Source organism: Mesorhizobium sp. M0615 (assembly GCF_040320805.1).
Classification (GTDB): Bacteria; Pseudomonadota; Alphaproteobacteria; order Rhizobiales; family Rhizobiaceae; genus Mesorhizobium.
Genome location: NZ_JAMYQI010000004.1, coordinates 41402 through 57584, shown reverse-complemented (window position 1 = coordinate 57584; position 16183 = coordinate 41402). Strand labels below are relative to the sequence as shown.

Annotated in this window: 13 protein-coding genes; 5 read left to right on the top strand and 8 right to left on the bottom strand. The window is 64.1% G+C overall.

The window, feature by feature from the left end; genetic code table 11:
* Genes NKI46_RS07625 through cpaB form a run of 5 tightly spaced genes read right to left on the bottom strand, consistent with a single transcriptional unit; the run spans position 1 to position 5333 of the window.
* Positions 1-1422 carry a TadA family conjugal transfer-associated ATPase gene (locus NKI46_RS07625; RefSeq protein ID WP_023667600.1) on the bottom strand — a complete coding sequence of 474 codons (1422 nt, stop codon included), beginning with the start codon at positions 1420-1422 and terminating at the stop codon, positions 1-3.
* Positions 1419-2633, bottom strand: coding sequence for a CpaE/TadZ family protein (locus NKI46_RS07620; RefSeq protein ID WP_023738979.1), 1215 nt, complete (start codon positions 2631-2633; stop codon positions 1419-1421). Before NKI46_RS07620 ends, NKI46_RS07625 begins: the two co-directional genes overlap by 4 nt.
* 44 nt (positions 2634-2677) lie before the next feature.
* Positions 2678-2944 carry a hypothetical protein gene (locus tag NKI46_RS07615; protein ID WP_023738980.1) on the bottom strand — a complete coding sequence of 89 codons (267 nt, stop codon included), beginning with the start codon at positions 2942-2944 and terminating at the stop codon, positions 2678-2680.
* A 4-nt stretch (positions 2945-2948) separates the two neighbouring features.
* On the bottom strand, positions 2949-4394 hold the full coding sequence (locus NKI46_RS07610; protein WP_502896808.1) for a type II and III secretion system protein family protein: 1446 nt from the start codon (positions 4392-4394) through the stop codon (positions 2949-2951).
* Between the two features lie 33 nt (positions 4395-4427).
* Positions 4428-5333 (bottom strand): Flp pilus assembly protein CpaB, encoded by a 906-nt coding sequence (cpaB, locus tag NKI46_RS07605; RefSeq protein ID WP_352745600.1) that lies wholly within the window; start codon positions 5331-5333, stop codon positions 4428-4430.
* Between the two features lie 257 nt (positions 5334-5590).
* On the opposite strand from cpaB, the gene parE reads away from it, so the two are divergent.
* Both parE and NKI46_RS07595 read left to right on the top strand, forming a co-directional pair.
* Complete coding sequence (parE, locus tag NKI46_RS07600) at positions 5591-7645, top strand: DNA topoisomerase IV subunit B (RefSeq protein WP_352459095.1); 2055 nt, start codon at positions 5591-5593, stop codon at positions 7643-7645.
* A 102-nt stretch (positions 7646-7747) separates the two neighbouring features.
* The gene (locus NKI46_RS07595) at positions 7748-9814 is read left to right on the top strand and encodes an FUSC family protein (RefSeq protein ID WP_352745597.1); all 2067 of its coding nucleotides are present in this window, start codon (positions 7748-7750) and stop codon (positions 9812-9814) included.
* A gap of 4 nt (positions 9815-9818) precedes the next feature.
* On the opposite strand, the gene NKI46_RS07590 is transcribed toward NKI46_RS07595, so the two are convergent.
* Positions 9819-10940, bottom strand: coding sequence for a DUF2336 domain-containing protein (locus NKI46_RS07590; protein WP_023701210.1), 1122 nt, complete (start codon positions 10938-10940; stop codon positions 9819-9821).
* 91 nt (positions 10941-11031) lie between these two features.
* Here NKI46_RS07590 and NKI46_RS07585 point away from each other — a divergent pair, with 91 nt between their 5' ends.
* Both NKI46_RS07585 and NKI46_RS07580 read left to right on the top strand, forming a co-directional pair.
* Entirely contained in the window at positions 11032-11544 is a 513-nt protein-coding gene (locus NKI46_RS07585; protein WP_444848965.1) for a MaoC family dehydratase, read from the top strand.
* Positions 11544-12419 carry an HpcH/HpaI aldolase/citrate lyase family protein gene (locus NKI46_RS07580; RefSeq protein WP_023701211.1) on the top strand — a complete coding sequence of 292 codons (876 nt, stop codon included), beginning with the start codon at positions 11544-11546 and terminating at the stop codon, positions 12417-12419. Before NKI46_RS07585 ends, NKI46_RS07580 begins: the two co-directional genes overlap by 1 nt.
* On the opposite strand, the gene NKI46_RS07575 is transcribed toward NKI46_RS07580, so the two are convergent.
* The gene (locus NKI46_RS07575) at positions 12416-14317 is read right to left on the bottom strand and encodes a CASTOR/POLLUX-related putative ion channel (RefSeq protein WP_352745593.1); all 1902 of its coding nucleotides are present in this window, start codon (positions 14315-14317) and stop codon (positions 12416-12418) included. The genes NKI46_RS07580 and NKI46_RS07575 overlap by 4 nt on opposite strands.
* Before the next feature lie 106 nt (positions 14318-14423).
* Positions 14424-15008, bottom strand: a complete 585-nt coding sequence (locus NKI46_RS07570; RefSeq protein WP_352745590.1) for a nitroreductase family protein — start codon at positions 15006-15008, stop codon at positions 14424-14426.
* Positions 15009-15173: 165 nt separating this feature from the next.
* On the opposite strand from NKI46_RS07570, the gene NKI46_RS07565 reads away from it, so the two are divergent.
* Positions 15174-16136: an RgsD C-terminal domain-containing protein gene (locus NKI46_RS07565; protein WP_023701214.1), complete on the top strand. Its 963-nt coding sequence runs from the start codon at positions 15174-15176 to the stop codon at positions 16134-16136.
* The last annotated feature ends 47 nt before the right edge of the window (positions 16137-16183 follow it).

Sequence of the window (16183 nt, the reverse complement as noted above, 5' to 3'; positions counted from 1 at the left end):
CTACTCCTGCGGCCGGCCGGGTTCGAAATATTTGCCGGGGAATTCAATGCCCATATTGCGCAGGTCCTCGAGGAAACGCGGGCGAATGCCGGTCGCCTCGTAGTGACCGAGGATCTTGCCGTCGGCCTCCATGCCAGTGCGCACGAAGCGGAATATCTCCTGCATCTGGATGACGTCCCCTTCCATGCCGGTCACCTCGGCGACGCTGGTCACCTTGCGCTTGCCGTCCGACAGTCGCGTCAGCTGGACGATAAGGTCGAGCGCGCTGGCGATCTGACTGCGGATCGACTGCACCGTCATCGGCATGCCGGTCATGCCCAGCATCTGCTCGAGGCGTGAAATGGCGTCGCGCGGCGTGTTGGCGTGGATGGTCGCCATCGAGCCTTCATGTCCGGTGTTCATCGCCTGCAGCATGTCGAAGGCCTCCTCGCCGCGGCACTCGCCGAGGATGACGCGGTCGGGGCGCATGCGCAGCGCGTTCTTGACCAGGTCGCGCTGCTTCAGCTCGCCATGACCTTCGATGTTGGCGGGGCGCGTTTCCATGCGCGCGACATGCGGCTGCTGCAGCTGCAGTTCGGCCGCGTCCTCGATGGTGATCAGCCGTTCGTCTTCCGGAATGAAGGCCGACAATGCGTTGAGCATCGTCGTCTTGCCGGTGCCGGTGCCGCCCGAGATGATGGTCGTCTTGCGGGCGTGGACTGCAGCCGCCAGCACCTCGGCCATGTTCTGGGTGATGGCGCCGAACTCGACCAGCTTGTGCAGGCCGAGCTTGTTCTTTGAAAACTTGCGGATCGACACCAGCGGCCCGTCGACGGCGACCGGGCGAATGGCGGCGTTGAAGCGCGAGCCGTCGAGCATGCGGGCATCGACCATCGGCTGCGATTCGTCGACCCGGCGGCCGACGGCGGCGACGATCTTGTTGACGATGCGCAACAGGTGCGCCTCGTCCTTGAACGGGATATGGACCTGCTGCAGCTTGCCCCGTTTTTCAACGAAGCAGTTCTGGTGGCCGTTGATCAGGATGTCGTTGATGTCGGGGTCCTTGAGCAGCGGTTCCAGCGGGCCGAGGCCGACCATCTCATCGACGATGTCATCGACCAGCGCTTCAAGTTCGACGGTGTTGATCGCCATACGCTCCTGGCGGGTCTTTTCCGACACGAACTCCTGCACCTGCCGGCGCATCTCATCCTTGGGCAGGCGCTCCAGCGCGACCAGGTTGATTTCCTCGAGCAGCAGCCGGTGGATGCGCACGCGGGCATCGAGCACCTTGTTGGCGCTTTTTCCCGGTGTTGTCTCCGGCTTCGGCGGCAAGGCCTTGCGGTTCGTCGGGATGACCACGGCGTGATGCGCGACCGGCGCCGCCTCGGCCGGCTTCAGCGCGCGGACGTCACGGTTCTGCAGGGTCGAGAAGCGGCTGGTCATCCGGCTTTCCTCTTCAGGAGGCCCCTGCCGATGCCGAACAGCGAGCGCGATTTCTCCGGCGTCACCACGGCTTCTTCCGGCAGGATGATCCTCTTCAGATCGTTGACGACATTGGCGTTCGGGTCGATCTCATGCAGCGGCACGCCGCGGTCGACAGCTTCACGCACAAGCCGGTAATTGTTGGAGATGCCGCCGACGAAATGCTCGCCCAGGATTTCCTGGACATCGGCCTGCTTGATGCCGTTGTCGAACATCTTCTGCTCGAAACGGTTGACGATCACGTTCGGCTTCACTTCCTTGCCTGCCGTCTCGTAGACCGCCTGGATCAGCCGCTGCGTATGGCGCAGGCATGGCACCGTCATTTCGGCGACGATGTAGAGCTTGTTGGAGCCGAGCAGCACCGTCTCCGTCCACGGAAACCAGGTGCGCGGCATGTCGATGACGACGTTATCGAAATAGGCCGAGACGAGATCGAGCATGCGCACCACGACATCGGTCTTGAACGAGCGCATTTCCGACGGATGCGTTGGCGCCGCCAGCACGCAGAGCCCGCTCGCATGCTTGGACAGCATCACGTCCAGCAGCTGACGGTCGAGGCGCTCGGGCTGGTTCTCGATTTCGGTGATGTCGAAGCGCGGCTCGAGGTCGAGATATTCGGCGCAGGCGCCTTGCTGGAAGTTGAGGTCGACCACGCAGGTCGACGCGCCGCGCGTCACCGAATGATGCAGCTGGAAAGCGGTCTGCAGCGCCAGCGTCGTGGTGCCGACGCCGCCGGCGGCCGGCATGAAGGTATAGATCTGCGACTCGGTGTTTTCCTCGCGCCCCGGCCCTTGCAGCGCGCGCACGACCGACCGCACCAGATCGGCGGTGGTGATCGGCTTGACCAGGAAATCGGCGACCTGGAGCTGCACCAGGATGCGCACCGCGGCGGCGTTGAATTCCTGGGTGACGACGACCACCGGAACGCGGCCTTCAAGCCGGCGCATGATGCGCTGCAGCGACTCGATCTCTTCCAGCTTTGCCGCATCCATGTCGACGATGAGCGCGCCGAAATCGGCTTCCTGGACCTCGCCGCGCAGTTCGGCAATGTTCTTCTCGACGGTCGAAAGCTGGATCACCTCCGAGGCCGCGAACGCGGTGCGCGTATCCTGCACAAAGGTCCGGTCGCTGGACACCAGCAGGATCTTCTTGGTCTTGATGCCGCTTGCCATTTTGTCAGCCTGTCAGGTCATTCCCGGTCAAATCACCGGGCAAATCAATCGGTTGTCGCTGTCGGTTGCACGGCCTTGGCAGCAGCAGCCTGGTCGGCGGCGTTGACTGCCGCCTCACTGCGCTGCGCCGGCACCAGCAGCCTGGTGTTCTGGACGCCGTATTTCCAGGGATCGACCATCTGCATGGCCGTATTGGCGGCCTGTGCGTTGCCGGCGGCAATCGTCGGCCCCTCGGAGCGGATATAGTCGTCGCTGGTGCAGCCGCTGGCGAGGCCGGCGAGCAGCAGGGCGATGCATGGTCGCAAGCGCATGGCTTCAATCCTTCGGCAGGTCGAGGAAATGCCCGACGGTGGTGACCGCAGCCGGCTGTGCCGTGCTGCCGCTGGCCATTGCCACCGCACGATTGGCGTCGGACGATTTCACTTCCTCGGTGTTGTTTAGGAAATAATCGACATTGCTGGCCGGCTGCGTGCCGTCGGTCGGCTCGAGCAGCTTCTTCGACGGATCGACCGGCTTGACCAGATAGGGGGTGACGATGATCACCAGATCGGTCTCGCGCCGCTGATATGATTTGGAGGAGAACAGCGAGCCGAGCACCGGCAGCTTGCCGAGGCCGGGAAGACGCGACGTGGTGATGTCGTTTTGCGACTGCAGCAGGCCGGCGATCATGAAGCTCTGGCCGTTCTTCAGGTCGACCGATGTCCTGGCGCGGCGCACGATAAAGCCCGGCACCGAGATATTGCCGATATTGTAGGAGGCCGAAGCATCGATCGAGGACACTTCCGGCGCGATGTCGAGGCTGACCAGCCCGTCCTTGAGAACCGTCGGCGTGAAGTCGAGGCTGACGCCGTATTTCTTGTAGCTGACGGAAATCTTGCCATTGTCCTCGGAGACCGGGATCGGGAACTCGCCGCCGGCGAGGAAGCTTGCCGTCTGGCCCGAGCGGGCGATCAGGTTCGGCTCTGCCAGCCGCCGGGCAAGGCCACGTTCCTCCAGCGCCTTGATGGCGACGTCGATCGACAGGCCGTTGGACAGCAGCCGGCCGATGATCTCGCCATTGCCGGCTCCCGGCACCGAGCCCGGCTCGATGGTGACGTCGCGCCCGCCAATGCCGTAAGCAAAATTGGCGCTGTATTTGGCGCCGAGATCCTGTCCGGCCTGGCGATTGATCTCGACGAAGCGGACGTTGAGCTGAACCTGCTGCGAGGACGAGATGTTGACCGAATTGATCACTTCCTCATTGCCGGAGAAACGGCTGGCGATCTTGCTTGCCTTCTCGGCGGCGACCGCGTCATCGGCCTCGCCCGACAGCACGACGCGGCCATTGGCCGAGCCGACCTTGATCTTGGCGTCCGGCACGCTGGCGCGAATGGTGCTGGCCAGCTGGTCGGTGTCCAGCGTCACCTCGATGTCGACGGTGCCGACCAACTGCTTGTTCTCGTCGAACAGTGCGATGCCGGTGGTGCCGAGATTGTTGCCCAGCACATAGAAGGATTTGTCGGTCAGCGGATTGACGTTGGCGATCTCCGGATCGCCGATGACGATCTGGTAGAAGGCGGCATTGGTCATGACCGTCTTCGGCTTGCCCTTGGCTACCTTGATCGACGCATTCGTTGTCGACGAGACATGGACGATATCGTTGTCGGCCTTGGCTGGCGCACTGAGGCCGAGCATTGCGGCCGCGGCGAGGCAAGCCCCCACCGCAAGCGCCCGCATTGTGCGCAGCCCTTTCGTCGTCTGAAATGCATGAAGTCCCGACATCTGTCCCGTCCCTCGCCCGGTCCCCACCGGCAGTTATTGCTGGTCCCGCGCAGGAACCTGGTATTCTTCGACCTGCGTGCCGCGCGTCACGATGATCGTCTTGAATTTCGGCTTCTCAGGCTCCTTGGTCGCGGCAGTGAACAGCGCGCCGGCAGCGGCCTGGACGCCGGAGGCGACCGATCCGCCGAAGGACGAGATGGTGGTGACGCCGTCCTTGGCGGCACCACCGTCGGCGGCCGAGCGGAGCGACAGCGACAAGGTGCCGACGGTGCGGGCAAGCGCCACTTTCTGCGCGCCTTCGGTCGTCACCTCGATGGTCACGGAATTGGCGATCTGCGGTGTGGTCTGGCGCTCGTCGGCGCCCTGCCCCACGGTCAGCACCTTGGCGTCGGAGACGACGATCTCGGAGGTAACGGTCGATCCGGCAGCGCCCTGCGCGTTCTTGGCCACTTCCTGGATTTCGCCCGCATCGCGTGTCAGCACCACGTCGACCCGGTCGCCCGGCATGACGAAGCCGCCGACACCGGCGATCTCGTCGGTGCGGATTGTCACCGCCCGCATGCCGGGCGTCATCATGTTGGACAGCGTCGCGCGGCCGTTCGGCCCCGACAATTTGCTGATCAGCACCGGCTCGTTGATCTCGATCGGCGACAATACCACGCGGCTGCCTTCGGCGAGCAATGCATTGACTGTGGTGAACGCGCCCTGCGGCACCGAATCCTCGGACCATGGGATTTCGCTGAGCTGCGCCCGGTCAAGCTCCATGCCGTAACGCAGCGGCGCGTTGGCCACCACGATGGTCTTGAAGACAACCTTGGGGACGGCGGGCGCCGGGATCGACGCCGTTTTCTCTTCGGCATCGGCCTTGGCCTGGCTTTTCACCCAGAAATCCGCGGCAAAGATTGAAAACGCGCCGAAGACGGCAGCGATGCCAATCATCGTTATGGCCTTGCCCCTCACAACCAACCCCTGACTCTCGTGGTCTTTTGTTTTGTTGGGGCGACGCTAGGCCGCTTTGTTAAAGATTCAGGAATCCCAGCGGCTCCGCACGGACCTATTTCCGCCGGCTTGGTTATCGAAAGGTTTTAGGATAAGAAGGGGTTAATCCCCGAACGTAACAGGAACTTCCGTCGCTTGGCGCCGAAAAGCGTGGCAGTATCGACGGGTGATTCGCGGCACCGGATTCTATGGCAGGCATGGACGACAACAACGATCTTTTCGGCAATCTGGAAAAGCAGCCGCAACCGGCTCGGACACCTTCGCGCCCGGCCGACCCGCTGGTGCAGGCCACGAAGCGTCCTGCCGCGACCAAGGACGGCAGCGAGGGCTATAGCGCCGCCGACATCGAGGTGCTGGAGGGGCTGGAGCCGGTGCGGCGCCGTCCCGGCATGTATATTGGCGGCACCGACGACAAGGCGATGCACCATCTGTTTGCCGAGGTCATCGATAATTCGATGGACGAGGCGGTCGCCGGCCATGCCACCTTCATCGATGTCGAGCTGTCGGCCGACGGGTTTCTGACCGTTACCGACAATGGCCGCGGCATCCCGGTCGATCCGCATCCGAAATTCAAGAAGCCGGCGCTCGAAGTCATCATGACGACGCTGCATTCGGGCGGCAAGTTCGATAGCAAGGTCTATGAGACCTCAGGCGGTCTGCACGGTGTCGGCGTCTCGGTCGTCAATGCGCTGTCGGACCATCTTGAAGTCGAAGTCGCGCGCGGTCGCCAGCTTTACCGCCAAAGGTTCTCGCGCGGCGTTCCGGTGAGCGGGCTGGAGCAGCTCGGCGAAGTGCACAACCGGCGCGGCACCAAAATCCGCTTCCATCCCGACGAGCAGATTTTCGGCAAGGGCGCCGCCTTCGAGCCGGCGCGGCTCTATCGCATGACCCGCTCGAAAGCCTATCTGTTCGGCGGCGTCGAGATCCGCTGGAGCTGCGACCCATCGCTGATCAAGGAAAAGGACCAGACGCCGGCCAAGGCGGAGTTCCATTTCCCCGGCGGCTTGAAGGACTATCTCAAGGCATCGCTCGGCGATGATTTCCAGGTGACCCGCGAAATCTTCGCCGGCAAGAGCGAGAAGCAGGGCGGCCACGGTTCGCTGGAATGGGCGGTGACCTGGTTCGGCGGTGACGGCTTCGTCAACTCCTACTGCAACACCATCCCGACCGGCGAAGGCGGCACGCATGAGGCCGGCTTTCGCAATGTGCTGACGCGCGGGCTTCGGGCCTATGCCGACCTGGTCGGCAACAAGCGCGCCTCGATCGTCACCTCCGAAGACGTGATGATCTCGGCGGCAGGCATGCTGTCGGTGTTTATTCGCGAGCCGGAATTCGTCGGCCAGACCAAGGACAGGCTGGCAACGATCGAAGCCATTCGCATTGTGGAGACCGCCATCCGCGATCCCTTCGACCACTGGCTGGCCGACAATCCGCAGGAAGCCTCCAAGCTGCTGGAATGGGTGATTGCGCGCGCCGACGAGCGGGTGCGCCGGCGCCAGGAAAAGGAGGTGTCGCGCAAGAGCGCGGTGCGCAAGCTGCGCCTTCCCGGCAAGCTCGCCGACTGCACGCAGAACGCCGCCGCGGGCGCCGAACTGTTCATCGTCGAAGGCGACTCGGCCGGCGGCTCGGCCAAGCAGGCGCGCGACCGTGCGAGTCAGGCGGTGCTGCCGCTGCGCGGAAAAATCCTCAACGTCGCCAGCGCCGGCAACGACAAGCTCGCCGCCAACCAGCAGATATCGGACCTGATTCAGGCGCTCGGTTGCGGCACGCGCTCGAAATACCGCGACGAGGATTTGCGCTACGACCGCGTGATCATCATGACCGACGCCGACGTCGACGGCGCTCACATAGCGTCGCTGCTGATCACCTTCTTCTACCAGGAAATGCCGAACCTGGTGAATGGCGGCCATCTGTATCTGGCGGTGCCGCCGCTCTATTCGATCCGGCAAGGCGGCAAGGTTGCCTATGCCAGGGACGATGCGCACAAGGACGAGCTGTTGCGCACCGAATTCACCGGCCGCGCCAAGGTCGAGATCGGCCGCTTCAAGGGCCTGGGCGAGATGATGGCCGCGCAGCTCAAGGAAACCACCATGGACCCGAGGAAGCGCACGCTGCTCAGGGTCGATGTTATCGACGCCGTGGCGGCGACCAAGGATGCTATCGACGCGCTGATGGGCACCAAGCCGGAAGCCCGCTTCCGCTTCATCCAGGAACGCGCCGAATTCGCCGCGACGGAAGTGCTGGATATCTGAGCGCCGGCCAACTCTTCGTTTTGACGCAGTTCCGGGCGGAAAACCGTTTCACACTTTTCCTGGAACTGCTCTAGCCTGCGCTTCCGATACGGAGACCAGCTTGTGATCTGGGCGCGGCTGAAGAGCGACTTCGAAACCAGTTTGGCGGGCCTGACGCAGCCGACGCGCTCGGATTGGATTTTCGCCCTGCGCACGGTTTCGGCCGGTCTGATCGCGCTTCTCGCTGCTTACGCGCTAAAACTCGACCACCCGCAATGGGCGATGATGACGGTCTTCATCGTCGCCCAGCCGGTCGCCGGCATGGTGCTGGCGAAAGGTTTTTACCGGCTGCTCGGCACGCTGGCCGGTGGACTTGCGGCGATCGGCATCACCTCGGTTTTCGGCACCAATCCCTGGCTGCTGGTCACGGCGCTATCCGTCTGGATTGGGCTGTGCACGCTGGTTTCGTCGCTGCTGCGCAATCCGGAAGCCTATGGCGCCGCACTTGCCGGCTATACCGCGATGATCATTGGGCTGCCGGCTTTCGGCCAGCCGCACGTGGTCGTCGATCTCGCTGTCGCGCGCTGCGCCGAGATCGTGCTCGGCATCGTCTGCGCCGGCCTGACCAGCCGGCTGATCCTGCCCAAGCTGGCCGCTGACGCCATCATCTCCAGGCTGAAGCGCAGCATCCTCGACCTTGCAACCTATGCGGGCGGCGCTTTTTCCGGCGGCGACCCGGCGAGACTGGCCGGCCTGCACGGCAAGCTGATCACGGACGCCCAGATGCTGGCCGAGATGCGCACCTATGCCCGGCTCGAAGCCCCGAGCTTCGCCACCCGCGCCCATCCGGTCCGCCTCACCATCGGTCAGCTTCTGTCGGCGCTGTCGGCGGCACGCGCGCTGCATTCTCACGCCGCGCCGAAAAACGCAGCGCTCATTCCGGTGCGCTCGGAACTGCAGTCGCTGGTCAGCGAACTGGCAGCCACGCCCGAGGCGCTGGAGGACACGTCGCCCTGGGTGACGCGGCTCGACGCGATTGCCGGCAAGGCCCGGCAAATGCCCGATGCCTCGACCGATCAGGACGACAGGGTCGGCACCATCACGCGCCTCACCATCGCCGCCGATTTCGCCGAAGCCTTCAAGCAGGTGCTGCGCGGCCTCGACGCCCTGCGCGCACCGGTGACGCGCCCGAGCCGGAGCAACAGGCAGCTGCCTGCGCTGGTGGTGCATCGCGATTATCCCGGGGCTTCGCGCAATGCCATACGCGCCGCCCTTGCCACGCTGGCGGTCGCCGCCTTCTGGCTGACGACGAAATGGTCCGACGCGGCCGGCACCGTTATCCTCGTTGCGGTCGTCTCCAGTCTTTTCGCCGCGCGGCCTGACCCGGTGCGGGTGTCCTGGGGCTTCTTCAAGGGTACGCTGCTGGCTTTGCCCTTTGCCTTCCTTGTTGGCCAGGTCGCGCTGCCTGCTTTGCCCGGCTTCGGCTGGTTCACGCTGTTTGTCGTGCCGATCCTGGTACCGACGGCGCTGGGCATGGCCAATCCGCGCACCGTCGGCGTGGCGACGGCCTTTGCAATCAATTTCCTCGCCTTCCTCAGCCCGCATCAAGCGATGGCCTATGCACCAGGCCCGTTCTTCGCCGGCTCGGCGTCGGTGCTGGTCGGCATCCTGCTGGCTATCTGCGTCTTCATCGTGGTGCTGCCGGTGGATCCATGGCGCGCGGCCAACCGCATCGTGCGCGCCATGCGCGAGGATCTGGCGCGGCTGTGCCTGCATGAGCGGGTGCCGCGGCGTTCGGCCTTCGAGAGTCTGGCCTATGACCGCATCAACCAGCTGATGCCGCTCTTGCAAAATGCCGGCAGGAAGGGCGATGCGATCCTGGGCGGCGGGGTCGCCGCCGTTACCGTCGGCCTCGAAATCCTGCGCCTGCGCGCCGCGCAGCAGAGGCCGTCCACTCCTACCGACACCGCGCTCTCGATCGCCAATTTCCTGCGCGGCCTCGCGCGTGAACTGCTCTTTCGCGCAACCGGCGATCCACAGACAGCAACTGTCACTGTGGCCCGGCAATATGCAGCCAGCCTTTCAGAGCGCAGCGGCGGTGCGGATATGCTGCAGATCGCAGCCTCGCTGCGCATCATCGCCGCCGCGATCGAGGATTTCCCGGATTTCTTCGCCAAGGACCGAGTTTAAGGCGTCAGGCCGCGGCTATCGCCAGCGCATGCCCGCGCGCGTTTTCCCGCAGCGCGTCGAGGTGGATCGACTTGACCAGGCCGGCGAGATCGCCCTCGGTGGCCGGACCGCCGAGCTCCTTCAGCATCAGCCAGCTGACCTCCTGCACGCCAGCGAGGCGCTTGCCGTTGGCGACTTCGCGCCAGATTTTGAGCGCGCGCAGGATGATGCCATGGGTGGAAGCGGCAAGGCCGGCGCCGCGGAACAGCGCCTGCAACGCAACGTCCTGGCCGCCTGCGAGCAAGGCCCGCACCCGCTGCTCCGACTGCTGGCTGAGCGCAACCAGGGCCGAGCCGAAAAAGTCGACCTTGCCGTGGGCAATGGCACGGATGATGAAACTTGCGGTCAGGTCGCCGCGCAGGCGCAGATGTTCGATAAGTGCCGCATGTTCCTCCGCGCGCGTGCCTTCGACCAGCCGCACCGAAGCCTTGACGCAAGCATCGCGCGTGACGCGCTCGGCTCTGGCCGCCCCCATCAGCGCCATCACCAGCGGCGAAGCCTTCAGCGTTTCGCCGAGCTTGACCAGTAGCATGTGCCGGCAGTCGGCCGGCAGCCGCACATCCGTGACCATTGCCTCGCGCAAATGAGCGATATGGCCATGCCGCTCGGCGATGCGGCGGAAGGAGAGCGAGGCTATGTCGGCGCCGTCATTGGCGAGCAGCGCCGCACACGCTTCCGGTTCGCCGATCTCGGCGATCGCCGCGGCAACCGCCATCGAAACGACCGGCCGGTCGGCGATCAGTTTTTGCGTCGCCTTGTGCCCGGCCGCGACGCGGTCGATCAGGTCGGCGTCCGTCAGCAGCGGGGAGCGCGCCAGCACCAGGGCTGCCACTTCCGGCTGATCGGAGGCAAGCGCGCTGATGATCTGCAGCGGCGCGTGATGGCTCATCGACAGCGCTTCGGCCATAGCCAGCCGCACCTTCGACGAGGCGTCGTCGAGCAGCAGCGTCAGCGCCGCTTCGGCCGCGCAACGGTCTTCGAAAGGCAGGTCGGAATTGACGTAGGCGCGGGCCAGCGCGCTCGCCGCCGCGGCGCGCTCCGAAACTCTCGCGGTGTAGATCCATTTGAGAAAATGCGAGACAACCATACTGCCTGCTACGCCCCTTGCCGGAAAGCTTCCGGCCCCAGGAATGACCCTAGGCAGAAATGGTTTACGAACGGTTCACCATGTTTATTAACTGGCTTGCGGGTGGCATGGGCAGCGCCTATCAACCGTCAGGCAGCGGAGGAGAAAAACGATGCCCGGGCTTTATCTCGAAGAGTTCGTCGTCGGACATGTCTTTCGGCACACGCTGCGCAAGACCGTCACCGAAAGCGATAACATGCTGTTCTCGGTGATGACGCTGAACCCACAGCCGCTGCACATCGACTTCGACTTCGCCGCCAAGAGCGAATGGGGCAGACCGCTGGTCAATTCGCTGTTCACGCTCGGCCTGATGATCGGCATTTCCGTCAATGACATCACCGTCGGCACCACAATTGCCAATCTCGGCATGAAGGAGACGGTGTTTCCGCACCCGGTCTTCCACGGCGACACCATCCGTGTCGAAACGACGGTGCTCTCGGTCAGGGACTCGAAATCGAAGCCGGACCGCGGCATCGTCGAGTTCGAGCATCACGCCTACAATCAGAACGATGTGCTCGTTGCCAAATGCACGCGCCAGGCGATGATGATGAAAAAGGCGGCCTGATGCGCTCGCTGCTGTTTGTGCCCGGGGATTCCAAAAAGAAACTGGAGAAGGGTTTTGGCGCCGGCGCCGACGTGGTCATCGTCGACCTTGAGGATTCCGTGGCGCCACAAAACAAGCCGTCGGCACGCGACATCGCAGCACGCTTTATTGCCGGCAACAGGCAGCAGACAAGCTCCGCCATCTATATCAGAGTCAACGACCTATCGACCGGGTTGACCGACGATGATCTGGCCGCCCTGGTTCCGGTCAAACCCGACGGCATCATGCTGCCGAAGTCGAACAGCGGCCAGGATGTCCAGCAGCTATCCGTAAAGCTCCGCGTACATGAGGCCGAAAACGGATTGCCGGATGGCGCGATCAAGATCCTGCCGATCATTACCGAGACCGCTGCTGGGTTGCTGGCCGCCGCGACCTATGCCGGGGCAAGCGCCAGGCTTGCCGGCCTCACCTGGGGTGCCGAAGATCTGTCGGCGGCGATCGGCGCGCAGGCTGCGCGCGACGACAACGGCCGCTACACCGATGTCTTCCGCCTTGCCCGCACCATGACCATCCTTGCCGCCGGCGCAGCTGAAGTCGCGGCGATCGACACGGTTTTCCCTGCCTTTCGCGACATGGCCGCCTTCGAAGCCGAATGCACGGAGGCCGAGCGTGACGGCTTTGCCGGCAAGATGGCGATCCATCCGGCGCAAGTGCCGGTCATCAACGCCGCCTTCACGCCATCGGCGGAGGCAGTGCAACGCTCGCAGGCCATCGTCGCGGCCTTCGAGGCGGCCGGAAATCCCGGCGTGGTCGGCATTGACGGCAAGATGTATGACCGGCCGCATCTCAGGCTCGCCGAACGGCTTCTGGCTCGCGCCAAGGCAGTCGGGGTTTAGTCCCGCGCCAGCACGATGACCCGGTCCTCAGGCAGGTAGGCCAGCGCTTGCGACTTCAACGGGTTGACGGTGACGCCGCCCAGAGCCCGCTCATCACTCTGCGCAGCGCGAACGCGCCTATGTCCGATGGCGATCTCGCCGCGCAGCCGCGCCGATTCCGCGATCGTCCAGAACGTCACCGGCTGATCGATGGCGACATAGTGGCCGACCGGACGCATGTAGATTTCGGAGCCCTCCTCGTCGAGCAGGTCATCGAAGATCGCTGCGAGATGCTGGTTCTCCGATGCCTGCGCCAGCATCAGGCTGACCAGCCGGTTGCTGACGACGAAGTCATCGGCCTTGGTCACCGCCGCCAGCTCGCGGTTGCGCACGTCGATCATTTCGCTGACAATCGAGATATGCGTGCCGGCATCGTCTGCGATTTTGCGCAGATGCAGCAGCGTCACCAGCGTGCGCGTATCGGCGGGCTGCGCTGCCATGGTCTCGCTGTAGCCGAGGACGAGCACGTGGTCGTAGGAAGGCACGTCCAGGCTTGCCAGTGCTGTGCTGCTCGACGTGTCGGTGATCCGGCAGGAAACCGACAGATTGTCGCCGACGACCGGCAGCCCGGCAACTTCCTGTTCGAGGCCTGGCGTATCGGCGGCGATGGTCAGGATCGAACCAGGCGCGACATAGCGCGACAGTTCATAGGTTATGATCGGACCGCGCCGGTTCCAGCCAAGGATCAGCGTGCGCTCCGGCTTCGCCTCGATGGGCTGATGGCGAAGAATCGCCGCGGCATCGATCTTGGCTCCGGCGCTTCCCAGCTTGATGGCGGCATCGTCCTCGGCAATGATGATGGCGCGCATGTCCTTGCCGATTACCAGCTCCGACGGCGGGTTGAGATTGACGCGCCCCTGCTGGTCGCAGAGCCCGATCAGCGTGCAATGCTCATACGCCATCACTGCCTCGCCGAAGGTCTTGCCGGTGAGATCAGGCTGCTCGGTCGTGTAGATTTCGCAGCCGTCGAAATCGAGCAGCTCCGAATAGACGCCGCTGAGACCCGACTGCCGGCTCGAATGCACGACAATGCGCGAGATCAGCTGGTCGGCCAGGACAAGCTGTACCTCGGCCCCGCCGACGACGCGGGCGACCTCGGCGTTCTTTCCGTCGCGGATCTCGGCGGCGATGTTATAGGGCGCCGTGCGCCGGTTCGGGTCGTTGGCCAGCGCCAGCACCGTCTTGATCACCTGCGAATCCGGGTCGTCGCCGTCCGGCGACAGCACGATGATCGAGCGCGAGGTCTGCGGGTTGACGATGGCCAGATCATATAGGTCGGTTGGGTCGCCGCTGCGGCAGATGATGCGTGTATTGCCCAGTCTGTCGACTTTGGCGGCGATCTCGTCCTCCATCGCCACCTTGTCCATATTGGCCATGACGACAATGCGCGGATGGCGGCGGCTGGCATTGGCAATGACGAGTTCGGAGATGACGTCGAAGACCGACGGCGACCAGTTGAGGATGATGGTGTGGTCGCTCTCCAGCACCCGCGAACGACCCTTGCGCAATTCATCGAGCTTGCTGTCGACGCCGGCGCTGAGCACGCCGATGAGGGCCGACACGACGAAGATGCCGGCAAGCGTGACAAACAGCATGACGAGACGGAAGGCCCAGCCGGTGTCGCCGCCCATCGTGCCGGAATCGAGCGTGCGCATCAGCGATTCCCAGAACGCTTCGAAGAAGTTCAGCGGTTCGCCGCCCTCCGGCGCGATGCGGGTCACCGCAAGGAAAGCCGCGGAGGCAATGATGATCAGCAGCGAAGCAACGGCGAGCCAGCCGATTAGCGCGATCGGGCCGGCGGCCATGCTCTTGTCGAACCCATAGCGCAGCCGGGTTCGCAGCGAGTCTCCTTTGTTCATGTCGCCAGCGACCCCCAATCCCCATGGTCGATGCGCCAACCCCCAACGCATCGCCGAAGCCGCTGTCTTAGCCTGTGTTTAAATAAAGGGGAATCGCTTTCGGGTGTCAGCCGTTCCACGGCCCCGCATAATCGGCATAGAGCTTTGCCGGATCGGGCCGCGGCCGTTCCGGCGCCGGTCCCTGCCAGGAGCCGATATGGATAAAGCCGACGACGCGCTCCTGCGGCGCCAACCCCAGGATCGCCCTGCCCTCGGCCACATCGGAATACCAGTTGCTGATCATGTTGGTGCCATAGCCCAGCGCATTGGCTGCAATCATCAGGTTCAGCGCCGCCATGCCGCCGGACAGGAACATTTCCCATTGCGGGATTTTTGGATTGTCCTTCGGAACCGACACCACGCCGATCACCAGCGGCGCGCGGGAAAACCGCGCAAGCTCCTGGTTGCGGCGGTTTTCCGGCAGCGGCCCTTCGCGCTGTTCGGCGAGCGCCGCCAGCTTCCTGCCGATCTCGAATCGCGCCTCGCCGCGATAAAGGATGAAGCGCCACGGCTCCAGTCGGCCGTGATCGGGCACACGGCTTGCAGCCGCGATCATGGTCGCGATATCGCCATCGCTGGGCGCCGGTTCCTTCAATTCAGGAATCGGTGCGGAGTTTCGGGTCAGCAGGAAGTCGATGATCGGCGACGCCATGGGGGCCAGGTCTCCTAAAGCACTCGATTTTGAGCTGAAGCGCGCCATTGCGGATCGGGGCGGCTCGGGCATTGGCGCGGGCGCGCCGGACGAAAGAACCTGTTGCCAAGGCGGTCGGACTCTTAAGCCTTGAAATTGCCACCGCCTTGGGCTTCAACGCAAGGCATGTTTGAGGGGAGATCGCGCCTTTTCCTGATTTGGCTCGCCGTAGCGCTGTTTGCGCCGGCCTCGATGGCCATGGCGCAGAATGCCGACGGCATCGGCAATCTGAAACTCCCCGATATTTCGAGCTATGCACCGCCCAAGGGCGAGACGCCGCTGGCACTCGGTGGCGGCGGTGCCATAACGCTGTCGGCGCAGTTGACCGACAAGGGCGCCGACATCACGCGCGGCATCGTCTGGCGCGTCTTCAAGCCCGAGGCCGCCGGCGACGGCAAGCTGCCGATGGTGGCTTCCGCGCATGGCGGCAGCGCCGTGTTCCAGCTCGAACCCGGCAGCTATCTGGTCCACGCCTCATACGGACGCGCCGGCGCCACCAAGCGCATCACCGTCGGCAAGGACGCCAGGCGCGAAAGCCTGGTGCTCGATGCCGGCGGCCTCAAGCTCGACGCGGTGCTGTCGGGCGGCGCGCGTATTCCGCCGAAAAAACTGCGCTTCTCCATTTATGAGGGCACCGCCGAGGCCAATGGCGACCGCGCTTTGATCATTCCCGATGTCGAGCCGAACAGCGTCGTGCGGCTCAACGCCGGCGTTTATCATGTCGTCTCCACCTATGGCGCGGTCAATGCCGTCATTCGCTCCGACATCCGTGTCGAAGCCGGCAAGCTGACCGAAGCCACCGTCGAGCATCGCGCGGCGGAGGAGACCATGAAGCTGGTGCGCGAGACCGGCGGCGAGGCTATCGCCGATACATCCTGGTCGCTGCTCAACGAATCCGGCGATCCGATCAAGGAGGCCGTCGGCGCCTTCGCCTCGATGGTGCTGGCCGAAGGCCAATACACCATCATCGCCAAGAACCGCGACCGCATCTACCAGAAGGATTTCACCGTGGTCGCTGGGCAGAACCAGGAGATCGAGGTGCTGGCCACTGATGCCTCTGCGATCGATCCGGAGGAAGGCGCCGACTGACCGGCGCGCCCATTGGCATCGGTTTGGCTGCTCAGTTGAAGTGGTAG